This is a genomic window from Mesorhizobium sp. B2-8-5 (genome assembly GCF_006440675.2).
Classification (GTDB): Bacteria; Pseudomonadota; Alphaproteobacteria; order Rhizobiales; family Rhizobiaceae; genus Mesorhizobium.
Map to the genome: position 1 here is coordinate 6,071,780 of NZ_CP083951.1, position 14,855 is coordinate 6,086,634.

Here is a 14,855-nt window from a genome sequence, read left to right on the forward strand (position 1 = left end):
GGCTCTCCGAGCAAGCAGTGTAGAATGCGGCGAACATCGCCGGCGCGATGAACCTCGCGCGCAACGCCGACATTGCCATTGGCCAGAACTGCGAGGCTCCGCATGTGGGCTCGCTTCTTCATTCGGCCGTGATTTCCGGGCTACCCCTTAATCTTACGCGCGAGAAGGGTCGAGGCCGCCCGGCCCTTCGCGGGCGGCGTCGTGGGCCCGATCAACTGGCCACGCCAACTGTCCCGGACGAGAGAGGGGCCACCCATGCGACGTTGAGGCCGGCACCTCGGGTGCTAGCGGCCGATACGAGGTCGTGACCTGGCGCAAACCACGGACATGACCGAACAGGTCGATCACCTCCAGGCCAGACCGGCGGTTGTAGGTGTGACACCCGAACGCTTCGGACCAAATGCCACCGACCGGGGTCTGGGCAAACGCCGACGCGCCGAGCGCATCGATCCGGCAGAACGTCACCGCGCCGCCATAGCTGCGAGCGCAGTCCTGGACCGGGCGTAGCAGGCGTCCGCCGTGTTGGATGACAGCGCCTGCGGGGCGGCTGAGCGCAGCATCGAGCAGGACGGGGTTTGCGGCATGGGGCGTCCAAGGCCCCGTCAGGCTCTCGCCATGGTAGAGGCTGAGGACATCCCAGGACGTGGACCTCCACAGCCTTGGGCTGACGAAAAACCAAAAGCCGCCCTCATGGCGCAGCGGCGTGGTGTCGTAGCCCTCAATGCCTTCCAGGAGGCAGGCCTCCCGCTTCCACCGGTACGGGAATTCGACTGCCCTGTAGAGACTGACATTCCTTGCCGCCCCCGATTCGGGGATCATCCAGACCTGCCCGTCCTGCTCGAACACGAACGGGTATGAGAGGTGGTGCGGCTCCTCCAAGACGATCTGAGGTGCGCCGGCGGTCCCGCTCCGGTCAGCTGTCACGACAGCAATGCACCCCCGGTTCTTTGAATAGAGGTACTGTTCGACGAAGATGAAATCCTGCCCCAGATACCGGAACGGGAACGGGTCGGCAAGGAAGCTGCCGGTGTCTCCGGTGAGCACGTTGAAAGCTGCTTCGCCTTTGTCGAGCAGACTCGCCGCCTGGTCGAAGCGCCAGCCGATCCCCCACGATCTGCCGCCTCTCGCCAACCTGTCCAAGAACGCGATTGCCTTCGATGCCGCCGTGCCAGTCTCCCATGCAATGGCCGAAAGCGCGCCGAGCGAAGGCGCGGCCGTCGGCGGACCGGGGACACCGGACGGAGCTGAACTGGTTTCCTCGCGCAAGGCTTTTAGAATCAGCGCCACAGCGCAGGAGATGACGCTGTCGAGACCCGCTGCGAACACTTTACGGTCCACACTGGCCGGACGCGCCATCCACGGCTGCGACGGGCGCGCCGTATCGTAGAGGTCGACGACAAGGTCCTGATCATTCGCCAAGGCCGTCATGACTCCGATCTCGCTCGGTAGCCCGTTGAAGAGTGGAGTGAGCACGCGTCGTCCCGACGGGAGCGGCTCTTCGCCGCTCAAATTGATCACCACATCCACTTGGTCGGCCGGCGGCGGCGGCAGGGATCGCAGCTCCGCCTCGACGGAGCCGGTGACACCGTTGACACGGTAACCATAGAGTAGTCGTTCGAGTTCGATCAACAGGCGGAAGATCAACGGCAGCGGGCGGCAGCCAGCCGCGAAAGCGCAGGAGACATCGTTGCCGGGCACTTCGGCAAGCGCCTCTGCCAGCCACAGATGCCAGCGCAGCAGCCGCGACGGATCGAGACTCAAGCAAATGCGCATTGTTGTTCTCACGACGAATTTCAAGCAGACGACAGCTTTGACGAGCACCCGCAGCCAGGCACCACTATGCCCGATCGATGCGGGGCTGTGCGAGGCCAGAGGAGGTAATCCTTAGGGGCCGTTGCACTCGGCGCCCGGCGAGAGCCACATGCAGGGATGATGGCTGGCTGGCAACGGGCGAAATACTGGCTGCGCAATGCTTCCGGAACGAACTTCACGTTGGACGGCAAGCCGTTCTTCGTGACCGGCGTAAACAACCACTATCTGACCTACGGATCGCAGGACGAGGTCACCCGCGTTCTCGATGACGCGGTAGCGATGGGCGCCAATGTGGTCCGCATCTTCCTCCAGCCGGTGATCGGGTCGCTCGATGGAGGCGTCGCTACGATCTGGGATTGGCGGCTTGAAGGCGATGCCAGCGTCGTGATCTGTGCCGACCACACTCGATCGTTCGGACGATTTGAACGACGACGCCGCGGCGGTGCGCCGCCGGACCATCGCCCGGTTTATCGAAGAGTTTGGGAACACATTGGCAGCTCAAGTCGGGAGAATTCCTAAATGCGTATTGCGCAATCGGGTCCACCGATCGGCGTTGGCCAGGAAAGCCACGTCCGCAAGCCAAGTATCGGTCTCGCCCGCCGCAAACCTGACGTTGCCGCTGCCACAACCGGTCAGCCTGGATCGCGAACCGAGCAGCCCGAGGATGGCGTCGGCAGCGAGCGTCGGCAGATTTCCCCCACGATCTCGGTGATTATCTGTGCCTACACTGAGGAAAGATGGGAGCTGATGCTCCAGTCGGTGGCCTCGGCACAGGAGCAGACCTTGCAGCCCTGCGAGATCATCCTATGCGTCGATCAGCCCTTGTTTCGCCGTTGTGCCGCGCAGTGGGCTGATTTCGCCGCATCCACCCCCCCGGTACGGGTGATCCAGAACAAGCATGACGGGCATCTGGGGTCGGCCCGAAACACCGCAGCCGAAGCCGCTGCCGGAAATATCCTGGCGTTCCTGGATGACGATGCAGCTGCCGACAAGGACTGGCTCGAGATTCTCACCGCCCCGTACCAGGATGAGCGCATCGGCGCCGTCGGCGGGCGCCCCATACCGGTTTTCGAGACCGGCCGCCCGGCCTGGTTCCCTGTGCAGTTCGACTGGGTGTTCGGATGTGCTTATGATGGCCTTCCGACCAGCCGAGGCCCTTTGGCCCGCCTCATAGGAGCCAATATGTCGGTGCGGCGGATCCTCCTCGAGCAGGTGGGAGGGTTCCATTCCGACAGGCACGACGACATGGACATGTGCCACCGCGTGGCGCACATCAAGGGCAGTGCGGCGGTCATCTATGAACCGGCGGCGACCGTCCGCCACTTTGTACCCGCCTCACGGGCGACCTGGAAGTACTTCTGGCGTCGCTGCTTCTTCGTCAACAAGGGGAAGGTCGAGGCCTTTGCCCAAATGGGCGACGCCGCCACGCTGAGTGCAGAGGCCCGTTTCGTCTGGCGTGCGCTGACCAAGGGTGTGCCGAGGGAGATTTTGCAAGCGGCCAAGGGTGACGCCGCCGGACTGGCCCGGTCCGCAGCAATAGTCGCTGGCATGGGGCTGGCCGCGGCAGGCCACGTCGCCGGCCGGATCGAGCTGGTACGGCGCTTTCGCCGGCGGCGCCAACAGGCAACCAAGCAGATACTGGACACAGCCGCGCAAGGCGGTGGCCGCGGGAAGTAGATGCCGTCTTCGATAATCATTGGTTCGGGTCCGGCTGCAGCCGCCGCCGTGTTGGCGCTGTCCGAGAAACCGGACGAGAAGATAACCGTGTTCGATCCGGGCACCGTGCTGGAGGCGGAGACGCAGGAGGTGATCTCCAGGCTGTCCAAGCTGCGTGTCGACGACTGGGACGAGGAGGACGTCCGCCGGATCAGCCTGCAACCCAAGCGGCTCCAATCCGATTCGCTGCCTGAAAAGAGAAGCTACGGATCCGATTTCCCTTTTGCCAACAAGGGTCAGCTCGACGGCGTCCACTCCGAGGGTAGAGTCAACTCGGCTGTCATATCAAGCGCCTACGGGGGGTTCAGCAATGTTTGGGGGGCCCAGATCATGCCCTTCAGCGCCGCCACGTTGAAGGGATGGCCGTTCGACTTCTCGGATATGGAAGAGCACTATCGGACGATCCTGGGTCACATTCCTTTCGCTGGAGAGTCCGACGATCTCGAGGAGTGGTTCCCACTCATCGGATCCCCGGACCCGCTTCCGCCGCTGGCGCCGCGCACGCAGATGGTCCTGGCCAACTACGACAGGCACCGCGATCGAGTGCGCTCCACTGGAATAACGATAGGCCGCGCCCGGCTCGCCTTCTCGTCGCCCGAATGCCAGCCCTGCGGCCTATGCATGACCGGGTGCCCGCGGTCGCTGATCTTTTCGGCCTCGCACAGCTTCGATCGCTTCAGGCGCAGCGGGAGGATCGACTATCATAGCGGGCTGCTCGCGGTGCGCGTCGACCAGGAGGGTGCCACGGCCGTCGTGCAGGCCCGGGAGCTGTCCAGCGGCCGGATCCGGCGATTCACAGCCGACCGGGTCTTCGTGGGCTGCGGAGCAATCGGGACCACCCGGCTGATCCTGGGCTCGCTCGGATCTGGCCAGCCGGTACATCTTTCGGAATCGGCCCAGTTCGTTCTTCCAATGATGTCCATGAAGCCGACCCCCGACCCACGCACAAGGCGCGAGTTCACGCTCAACCAATTCACCATGGCCATCGTCCAGGACGACGAGGGCTTCGATGTCTCATTGATTCACTTCTATCCGTTCAACCAGGCATACCAAGATGCGCTTCCCGGTTTCCTCCAACACCGCGCTGCCGCCTTCGCAACGGATCGGCTCCTGAGCCGGTTGACGGTAGGCCTGGGCTACTTGCCATCCTGGGCGTCACCCAAGGTCCGGGTCAGCGCCCAGGTGTCCGCAGCTCCTGATGAGCTACCCCAGATCACCCTCACTTCGGAGGGCTTCAGCGAGGCCAAGGTCAGGGGCAAGAATGTGCCTCCGATGCTGCCTGACGTAATTAAGCGGATCCGCAAGGCTGCACCCTACCTTGACCTGTGGCCAGTCACGCCGCAGATGCTGTGGTCGGGCGGGGCCAAGAGCTACCACTTTGGCGGCAGCTTTCCCCATGCCAGAGAGCCGGATTGCGGACGTGCGACGACAGACCGCCTCGGGCGGCTGGCGCGCTGGGACCGGATCCATCTCATCGACGGATCGGTTTTCCCGAATGTTCCAGCTACCACCTTTACCCTGACTGTGATGGCCAATTCCCATCGCATCGCCTGCGAAGCGATGCAGCTGACGGGTTGAGCGTTCCATGCGGGTCGGTATCACCGGAGCCAATGGATATGTCGGGACCATCCTGCGCGCCGCCTTCACCGAAGAAGGGCATGAGGTCATCGGCTTCGCCCGTTCGAACCGGGTGACCTCCGAATCTGCCGCCGGCGTCGCCGAGTGGCGCCCATACGAGATCAGGCACCCGCCATCGGGGGCTGCTCTCAGCGACCTGGATGTGCTCATCCACGGTGCATGGGACCTGACTCTCGTCAGCACCGGTGAAGTGTGGGGTGTCAATGTGTCCGGCTCGCAGCACCTGCTCCGCAATGCCGCCGACGCAGGGGTTCGCCGGGTCATTTTTATCTCCTCGATGTCCGCGTATAAGGGAACCCGGCAGTTGTACGGTCAGGCGAAACTGGCCTGCGAGCGCACGGCCAGAGGCCTGGGAGGTGTCTCCACCCGCCTCGGACTGGTGTACGGCCCCGGTTGGGGCGGGATGGCAGGCGCGCTCCGTAAGCTCACCAACCTGCCGATGACACCTCTCATCGGGGCACGTTCCCATCAGTTCACCGTGCATGAAGTGGATATGGCGGCCGCCATGGTGCGTATTGCCGAGTCGGACATGCCCCTGCCGGAACCAGTGGGGCTGGCCCATCCGGAACCGGTACCGTTTCGAAGGCTCATGCAAGAGATCGCAGCGTCACAAGGCAGAACATTGCGCGCCGCTCCCGTTCCCTGGCAGATCGTCAGTGGGGTCCTAAAGGCAGCTGAGACCCTGCATGTCCCCCTGCCCTTCCGATCCGACTCCATCCTTGGGCTTGTTCACCCGGCGGCGGAGGTTCCCGGTGTAGAACAGCTCAAGCAGCTCGGAATCGAGTTTCGGAGCTTCTCGCTGGGCCGCGACCGACCCTCATCAGGGACGTTGCATCGATATCCTTGATCGAAGACCCGTCTCGATGCGCCAGCGACACAGACGGCGAAATTGTGCGGTTCGGCACGATCGCAAGGATCCGCGGCGTCGACATCTGCGCGAACTGCCGCGCACGCGCTCCGCGTGAACAGAGCGCCTCGACCGTCCTTGGGATCGTTGTTGGCGTCGCCGCAAAGGCAAGCGCGGTGCGATTCAGTCCGGATCTGCAAAATGGGGCTACTCCTGAGGAATGATCGCGGATCGGAGAGAACCATGCGATGCTTGAGAAAGACGCATGAGACGCATGACCTTAACGACGAGCGAAGAGCTTAACGCCCAGCTCGGTCGAACTCCCGGCCCCAGCGAAAGCTTGCGCACTAGAGGAAGGCGCAATCCCATTGGCTGAATCGCGCGCTATTTTTGTATCGGGAGTTGCGGGCTTTGTAGGAAGCAGGCTTGCAAGGATCTTTGTTGATCGTGGATATCCGGTCTTTGGCTTTGACAACCTGTCGCGCGGTTCTCGCGAGAACCTGAACGAGCTTCTCACGCATGAGAGGTTCATTTTTGAGAAAGTGGATCTCTCAGACGCGGGTGCGGTGAGAAGCCGCTTCATGAATTGTCACAAACGCATTCCGATTTCCGAAGTCTGGCACATGGCTGCCAATTCCGACATTCCTGCGGGAATCGCCGATGCCTCTGTTGATCTACGCGATACCTTTCTATCGACGTTCAACGTGTTGGACGCAATGAAGGAAGCGGGGGTTCCGTTCCTTGCTTTTGCATCCAGCTCAGCCGTGTACGGCGATTTGGGGGAGGCTCCGATTAGAGAGGATGTCGGGCCGCTGCTGCCGATTTCCAATTACGGTGCCATGAAGCTCGCGTCGGAAGCGCTAATCAGCGCTGCCGTCGAGAACTGGTTAGCTCGAGCGTTGATCTTTCGCTTTCCGAACGTGATCGGTGTCCCAGCAACCCATGGTGTCATTCTGGATTTCGTCAGAAAGTTAAGGGTTTCACCAAGCAAGCTGAATGTTTTGGGATCGGGGCGGCAACGGAAGGCATATCTTCATGTCAATGATCTGATTGATGCGATTGTCTACTTGCGTGCAAACGCATCCGAGCGGCTTGGCTGCTACAATATCGGTCCTGAGGACAAAGGGGTAACCGTTAGCTTTATAGCGGAAACGACTGTCGAGGCTGTCGCACCGGGCGCGGGAATCGAGTACGGATTTGAAGATCGCGGTTGGACGGGAGATGTTCCCCGATTTTCCTATGACATAGCAAAACTCCGTGCGCTCGGTTGGCGGCCCCAGCTTGGTTCGGCTGACGCTGTTCGAAAAGCCGTCGTAGAGATCGTGCGGCAGGAAGGACACCCGTGATGCAGGCCCAGGCCGTTGTACTTGCGGGTGGTCGAGGGACGCGGCTCAGGGGCCGGATAGGTGATTTGCCTAAGTCGTTGGCCAGCATTGGTGGCAAGCCACTTCTTGAGCATCAAATCGTCCTCGCCAAGCAACACGGGATTGAGAGGATCTTGATCCTGGTGAACCACGCAGCCGAGCAAATCGTGGAGTTTTGCAATCAGCGCAAAAATTGGGGGATTGACGTTCGTTGCATAGATGACGGTGCGCCGCTTGGGACAGCTGGGGCAGTTTTGGCCGTTTTGGATCTGCTCGACGACGACTTCCTTACGATCTACGGCGACACGATGCTCGACATCGATCTGACCCGCTTTAAGTGCTTCCATGAAAAGCACAAGGCGGCGGCGGCAACCGTTTTCACCCATCCGAATGATCACCCACATGATTCCGATCTGATAGAAACGTCGGAAGACGGCGTGGTTACCGCGTTCCATCCATATCCACGCGACCCAGATTGCTATTATCCAAACAAAGTCAGCGCGGCTCTTTACTACATTCGAAAACAAGCTCTTCTCCGTTGGCGCGCGGCAGCAACTCCGCTCGATTTCGGCAAGGACCTGTTTCCCGAAATGCTTCGGGCCGGCGCGGAAATCAGAAGTTATGGCAGCCCCGAGTACATAAAAGACGCGGGAACTCCGGCGAGACTCGACAAGGTTTGCGCCGACTTTGAATCGGGCCTCATAGCACGGGCTTCACTCACCTCTCCGCAGAAAGCAGTCTTTTTGGACAGGGATGGGTGCATCAATGTTGACCATGGACACATCGATCGTCCCGAACGCTTCGAACTGATTGAGGGGGCCGCGGCCGCGATCGCCAGTTTCAACCGGGCCGAATACCGGACAATCGTCGTCACTAACCAACCCGTTGTGGCGAGGGGCGATTGCTCTGTACGAGACTTGCGGATGATCCATAACAAGATGGAGACTGAGCTTGGCCGCCGTGCAGCTTTTGTCGATGCCATCTATTTCTGCCCGCACCATCCAGACCGCGGCTTTATCGGTGAGGTGGAAGCGCTGAAGGTCCGCTGCAATTGTCGCAAACCTTCTACCGGGTTGGTTGATGAGGCGGTCCAAACATTCAATATCGATCGCAGTCAGTCCTGGATCATCGGCGATTCCTCTACGGACGTTGCTCTCGCAAAACGATCTGGCATCAGATCGATCCTGGTCGAGACGGGCGCAGGCGGGTTGGACAGCAAGTATCATGTAATGCCCGATTATACCGTCTCGGACTTGTTCGAGGCTGCCAAGTTCATTCTCACTGGTCACCCGATCTTGATAGACACAGCATCTGATCTGATCGCGCATGTGAAGCCGGGGGACGTCTGTTTCGTGGGGGGCCTTTCCCGGAGCGGAAAGAGCGTCCTTTCCAGCGCCATCGCGGAGGTTCTTCGCGGGCGCGGCTTTGATGCGCAGGTCGTTGCTCTTGATCGCTGGATACGGTCCGTCGCCAATCGCGAACCAACGGTGATGGGTCGCTATGATGTGAGCGAGATCAGGAAGGTTCTAAGCCGCTTGGTGGGAGTTCGTTCTCGCGAGACGCACGATCTGCCCTACTACGAAAAGCTGGGCCGCGTATCGCATCCGAAATCAGAAAAGATAACTATTTCTCCGGAAACCGTCCTGATCGTGGAAGGGGCCGTCGCTCTCTCGCTCTCCGATGTGGTTTTGCCCAGTCGTGCACACACGTTCTTCGTCGATATCGATGAGGAGCTGAGGAGGTGCCGAGTAACGCGAGAATACTCGCGGCGAGGTGTGGATCGAGAGGCTGCAGCGAGTATCTACCGTTCGCGCCAGGAGGATGAGGCACCGATCGTGCTGGCATCGCGAACGAGTGCCAATCATTGCGTCCGATTGCGGGCGATCGAGCTGATTGAGGCGGTCGGATGATTATCAGTCAGACGCCACTTCGAGTCAGCTTTGTCGGAGGTGGCAGCGATCTTCCTGCCTTCTATCGGCAGGAGGGTGGCGCCGTCCTAAGCGTTGCGATCGACAAGTACGTTTACGTTAACGTGAACCGTAAGTTCGATAACGGCACTCGAATCGCCTACTCGAAAACAGAAGAGGTAGAGAGCGTCGAGAATATCCAGCACCCAATTGTAAGAGCTACGATGGAATACCTCGGGATTCGCGGAGGTGTCGAGATAACAACCATCGCCGATATTCCATCGATGGGAACAGGACTTGGATCATCGAGCTCTTTTACTGTTGGCCTTCTGCATGCGCTGAACGCGTTTCGGGGGCAGTATGTTTCGAAGGCAAAGCTCGGTGCTGACAGTTGTTGCATAGAGATCGAACGTTGTGGCGCGCCCATTGGAAGGCAAGATCAATACGCGGCCGCCTTCGGCGGGTTGAATCTTATCGAGTTTCACTCTGATGATCGCGTCTCGGTGTCGCCGCTAATATGCCCACGTGATTTTATCGCTTCCATCGAGAAGCAAGTTCTTGTGTTTTACACCGGCATGACGCGCAGCGCGTCAGACATTCTCGTCCGACAATCGGAGGGCATCGCAAGGGCACCGGACAAGCGAAAAGCGCTGAGGCAGATGGTCGAGCTCACGTACCGCCTTCGTGATGAACTGCATCGATGTAACCTCAACGCCTTCGGCGAAATCCTCCACGAGAACTGGCTCTTAAAAAAGAGCCTCTCCGAAGAAATCACGAACGATGCGATCGATGGCTGGTACCGAGCTGCGTTACGGGCAGGTGCCACGGGCGGCAAGCTACTCGGAGCAGGCGCAGGAGGTTTTCTCCTGTTCTTCGCGCCTCTCGACCGCCACGACGCAATCAAAGTGGCTCTCGGGGAGCTAAAGCACTTTCCTGTGAAGTTTGACTTCGCCGGTAGTCGCATCGTTCATTATCAACCAACATCGGAGGCCACCCAATGAAACATTTTGGCGGCAGTGCTCAATCAACCGACATCCGAGCCAACCCAAAAAATCTTGACGGCAGCGCTCAAGCTTATTTCAAGAAACTTGAGATCGTCCTGGCTTCGTTGGACCACCAAAGCTTCGATAATGCGGTGGCCTTGGTCGCGCAGGCACAAGAGGACGGCAAGCAGATAATCACGCTTGGAAATGGTGGCAGTTCACTCACGGCGCTACATTTCATTACGGACTGGAATAAGAGCATCTATCTCTCTACGAAGCTTCCTTTTCGTGGCCGAACGCTGGTCGACAATGTGGGCCTCACATTCGCGTACGCGAACGATGTTTCTTTCCAAGATGTGTTCGTCGAGCAGCTGAAGAACATCCTGAACGAGGGCGACCTGGTTATCGCAATTTCGGGAAGCGGAAACTCAGAAAACGTTTTGCGCGCCGTTCGATACGCCAATGATCATGGCGCAGTTACGTTAGGGCTTTGTGGATATGGCGGAGGAACACTCCGGCAGATCGCCCAACACGTGGTTTGGGTCAATGTGAATGACATGCAACTAGCGGAAGATATACATTCTATGTTCGGGCATGTCGTTATGCAGCGTCTTTGTTCTGCAAGTACACAGAAGTGGAGCGATCGGCGACAACAGCGCCGCGCTGCTGGAGGTCTCAATACAAATGGAACTGGCGCCGAGACGAACTGGCAATCCTGATCGAGAACAAGCGATGCAGCACTATCGGCTCTACGTTCTGGACGAACGCGGCCAGTTCAAGGGCGGGATCAACCTTGCCTGCATAGACGACGTTGCGGCGAAAGAGCAGGCCAGGCGGTTAGCAGAGGGCCATGAGGTGGAGCTTTGGCGATTGGTTGCGCGGTTCAAATTTGACAATCCGCGGGGCGGTCCCGGGGCGACGAAGCGCCCTCGCGCCGTAGCGCCACGTTCCAGCCATTTCAACAAGCCACCCAAGCGATCGCACTCTCCCCTTGGATGCGGTTGCACGTCTTGGCGCTGTTCAGATCTTGAAAAACACGATGTCGATGAGGCATCGTTGGCGTTGCGATTGAACGGCTGTCCAGCGCTATAGAGACCGCGCCCGATAACGGTGCCAGGCCTTCCGCCTTCGATCATTGAAAGCGGATGACGCGGGCATCGCCGCTGTGTGTTGGCGACGTCGCTCGGCAACACGTGTAGAGACTGGAGCGTGATCAACGCCGCAACGGCTGACCTCGGCCAAGCGCATCGGCGCGCCAACGGTGGTCGAACATCCGGGTCGGCAGCTCCAGCAATAGGCTCGACGGCTCGTCCGCCATGCAGCATCGGAAGACAATCCCGCCCACCCCTCTCGACGACCTCAAATGCGAACGGCCCGCTCGAACCAACGGGCGCCCAGCGAGCGCGACATCTCAGCGGACGGACACGGTTTTGGTAGGGCGTCCGGAAGGCCGTCTCGGTGCGGCCGTTCGATCACTTTCTATATTAGGACGTGTTTATAAGTTACATTAGGAATGTGTTAATAATACCGCACCGGGCCTCATTCTCGCCGCAAATGGTAGTATGGTCGCTCATGTCACGTACATCGTCCTCAAGTGATCAATTCACGTAGGTACAGATGGTGTGCGTGCGTAAATTAGAATGCGGAAATGCCTGTGTTTGCTTAGGGGCGCGGGTGGAATGAAAACAAAAAAAGACGCAATGAACTAAGGAACTGCTGTGCTTATACTAGATAGCACGCTCGGTGGCACGTCCACCGAGAGGGATGCGCTCAACTTTTATCCGGCTGCGGCTCAAACCGTTGAACTCCTTTCGCGCGTTGGTAGCGACACCGTTTATGGGCTCAAAGGCGAGCGCCTGACGAGCATTTCCGTCGACAAAAGTCGCCTTCGATGGTGGGTTCAACGTTGAGCTCGCTCGACCAGGATGTCTGGGGCGAGGACATCCAAATCTCCGCTACTTTGTAATCAGTCCGCGTTGTCTAGCTGCGAGTTTGAAATCCGTTCGCGTTGCCTGGCTGCGAGCTTGAAATCAGTTCGTTGCCTAGCTGCGAACATGCGACATGTCGCGCAGTTGGCGATGCGCGGCAGTGGAATTCTCTGTTTTCAACGCCAAAGAAGGATCACGGAATGGCTCTCTCCGCACCCGTAGGCTTTGCCTCTAGCGACCTCGTCTATCAGGAAAACTTCTCCGGTACGGCGCTCGGCAGCGATTGGCACACCTACATCACAAGCAAAGCCGCCAACGGCTGGCCATGGAATACCAACGGGTCGGGAGGAAGTACGCCGGGCGGCCCGTATAATGCCGACTACGATGTGCCGAGCCAGGTGTCCGTGAGCAACGGGACCTTGGATCTCACGGCGATCCGACAATCCATCAGCGGTGTCAATCAGGGGGGGACGGCACAGACATTCCCGGTCACGTCCGGCGCCGTCAGCAGCTACGGCAACTTCGAATTCAACGGGGGCTACCTTCAGATCAGTATGAAGGCGCCGAGCGGCGACGGCGCATGGCCGGGCCTTTGGCTGATGCCCGGCAATGGCTCGGGCAGCGGCGACAATTTCGAACTCGATATACAGGAGGGTGGATTTACCGGTTCGGGACCGGCGGACCAGAATTTCTCCTGGCACCTCCACGGGCCGTCAGGGTGGGTCGGCGACACCATCGACAGCGGCATCGACCTCACGGCCGGCTTCCACACCTATGGCATCTACTGGGATCCTGGCAAATCGATCACCTGGTATCTCGACGGGAAGCAGATGGCGCAAGTGACCAGCGCACAGGTCGCGATCCCGGATGAACCGATGCAATTGATGATGAACAATGGGGTCGCGAATTCGAACGCGTCCGGATGGCATACGGCGCTGGATAGCTCGACCCCTTCGTCGATGCAGATGCAGATCGACCAGGTCCAGCTCTATCAAAAAGCGGGCAGCGGCGAGACCGTCACGGGTGCCAACGTCAGTCCCCAGACGATATCGTCAACCTCCACGACGCCGTCAACGGCCCAGCCGGCAGTGACGCAGCCGGCAGTGACCCAGCCGGCGGTGACGCAGCCGGCAGTGACGCAGGTCGCCGCTTCACCGGCAACGGGGATCGAGCATACCGGCGATGCCATCACGTTGACGGTCGGCTTTAACAAGGCGGTGACCGTCACGGGTACGCCTGCACTGTCGCTCAATGACGGCGGAACGGCCAGCTATGTCGGCGGCTCGGGCACGAACGCGCTCACCTTCCGCACCACCGTCGCGCCGACGGACACGAATACCTCGGCGCTCGCCATTACCGGAGTCAATCTTCCGAGCGGCGCGAGCATCAAGGATGCATCTGGTATTGCGGCGAACCTCTCGGGCGCAGTGAAGACGTTCTCCGGTCTCCAGATCGATCCGGTCTTGCCGGCGGTGACGCAGGCCACAGCCTCGCCGGGAACCGGTATCGAGCACGTTGGAGACGCGGTCACGCTGACACTCGGCTTCAACGAGGCAGTGGCGGTATCGGGCACGCCGACGCTATCTCTCAACAATGGCGCGACCGCCACCTATGTGGGCGGCTCCGGAACGGGCGCGCTCAACTTTCGCACAACTGTCGCGTCGACGGACACCAATACCTCGGCGCTCGCCATCACCGGGGTCAATCTGCCGAACGGTGCGAGCATCAAGGACGCGAGCGGTGTCGCTGCTAATCTTGCGCGCGCGGTGAAGACGTTCTCCGGTCTCCATGTCGCGACGTCATCGACAGCCCCATCGACCCCAACCACAACGCCAACGACGCCAACGACCCCAGCCACTCCAACCACACCACCATCGATCGCGCCGGTCCTCACCATCGCGGATCCCACGCTCAACGTGAGCGGGCTGGGCGGTACGGTCGACCTAGGGGTCAAGGTGACAACGACCGACCCCAACGATGTCGTGACCGTGAAGGTGACGGGCTTGCCGAGGTACGAGAGGATCACCGACAAACTCGACGGCAAGACGTTTGCCGGCAAGGACATCACCTTGACGGCCGCGCAGGTCGACAGCGGATTGACGCTGCAATCGAACTATAAGGGCGCGGCTCATCCGGTGGCGACACTCACGCTGACTGCAACGGCGAAGGATCCGGTCACCGGCGCCGTCGCGACAGCCTCGCCGCGGACCATCGCCGTAACGGATCCTCGGCCTGCGGCCACCACGACTTCGCCGCGGGTGATCGCCCAGACGGATCATGAGCATGCTCCCGCTACGTCGCTAGGGTCCTCGGCAACCCGGGGCCTTGCGCTGCTGCACGAGCATAAGAACCTGGTCGCCGGCCCCACTACGACCTTTGCGCCGCGAAACAGTGCCATGGCGGATCATCCGCTTGCGACCGGCACAGCCACGGCGTCCCTGGCAAGCCAGAGTTTTGCGGTGCTGAACCAGTACCTGGCCGGCCACTCGGGCCACGTCGACCCCGGTCAGATCGTGGCGTCCTTGTCGAATGGAGCCAACTGGAATCACGACTCGTACCTGACCAGACCGCAACATTGATCGCCTCCGCACCCAGGGGCTTCAGCGCCTGGGTGCGGCACCGTCAAGTTTGTGCTGAGAAGGAACATCGAACGCGGACGC

The 14,855-nt window shown here is 60.2% G+C and carries 10 protein-coding genes; 9 read left to right on the forward strand and 1 reads right to left on the reverse strand.

Annotated features, from left to right (window positions below; genetic code table 11):
• Positions 1 to 153: 153 nt before the first annotated feature.
• Positions 154 to 1,797: a hypothetical protein gene (locus FJ430_RS29890; RefSeq protein WP_140709937.1), complete on the reverse strand. Its 1,644-nt coding sequence runs from the start codon at positions 1,795 to 1,797 to the stop codon at positions 154 to 156.
• 135 nt (positions 1,798 to 1,932) lie between these two features.
• Between FJ430_RS29890 and FJ430_RS31790 the strand changes: the two genes are divergently transcribed.
• The 9 genes from FJ430_RS31790 to FJ430_RS29935 all read left to right on the forward strand — a co-directional run bounded on the left by FJ430_RS31790 (position 1,933) and on the right by FJ430_RS29935 (position 14,774).
• The gene (locus tag FJ430_RS31790) at positions 1,933 to 2,331 is read left to right on the forward strand and encodes a hypothetical protein (protein ID WP_413467812.1); all 399 of its coding nucleotides are present in this window, start codon (positions 1,933 to 1,935) and stop codon (positions 2,329 to 2,331) included.
• On the forward strand, positions 2,332 to 3,489 hold the full coding sequence (locus tag FJ430_RS29900) for a glycosyltransferase (RefSeq protein WP_140709939.1): 1,158 nt from the start codon (positions 2,332 to 2,334) through the stop codon (positions 3,487 to 3,489).
• Positions 3,490 to 3,537: 48 nt separating this feature from the next.
• Positions 3,538 to 5,106, forward strand: coding sequence for a GMC family oxidoreductase (locus FJ430_RS29905; protein WP_210242117.1), 1,569 nt, complete (start codon positions 3,538 to 3,540; stop codon positions 5,104 to 5,106).
• A 7-nt stretch (positions 5,107 to 5,113) separates the two neighbouring features.
• Positions 5,114 to 6,013, forward strand: coding sequence for an NAD-dependent epimerase/dehydratase family protein (locus tag FJ430_RS29910; protein WP_140709943.1), 900 nt, complete (start codon positions 5,114 to 5,116; stop codon positions 6,011 to 6,013).
• A 368-nt stretch (positions 6,014 to 6,381) separates the two neighbouring features.
• A complete protein-coding gene (locus tag FJ430_RS29915) occupies positions 6,382 to 7,359 on the forward strand; it encodes an NAD-dependent epimerase/dehydratase family protein (protein ID WP_181167092.1) in 978 nt (325 codons plus the stop codon).
• Positions 7,359 to 9,287, forward strand: a complete 1,929-nt coding sequence (locus FJ430_RS29920; RefSeq protein WP_140782706.1) for an HAD-IIIA family hydrolase — start codon at positions 7,359 to 7,361, stop codon at positions 9,285 to 9,287. The genes FJ430_RS29915 and FJ430_RS29920 overlap by 1 nt, the downstream gene beginning before the upstream one ends.
• The gene (locus FJ430_RS29925; RefSeq protein WP_140643728.1) at positions 9,284 to 10,285 is read left to right on the forward strand and encodes a GHMP kinase; all 1,002 of its coding nucleotides are present in this window, start codon (positions 9,284 to 9,286) and stop codon (positions 10,283 to 10,285) included. The genes FJ430_RS29920 and FJ430_RS29925 overlap by 4 nt, the downstream gene beginning before the upstream one ends.
• Positions 10,282 to 10,986, forward strand: coding sequence for an SIS domain-containing protein (locus tag FJ430_RS29930; RefSeq protein ID WP_140659319.1), 705 nt, complete (start codon positions 10,282 to 10,284; stop codon positions 10,984 to 10,986). Before FJ430_RS29925 ends, FJ430_RS29930 begins: the two co-directional genes overlap by 4 nt.
• Positions 10,987 to 12,395: 1,409 nt before the next feature.
• Complete coding sequence (locus FJ430_RS29935; RefSeq protein ID WP_140709947.1) at positions 12,396 to 14,774, forward strand: glycoside hydrolase family 16 protein; 2,379 nt, start codon at positions 12,396 to 12,398, stop codon at positions 14,772 to 14,774.
• Positions 14,775 to 14,855 lie beyond the last annotated feature (81 nt).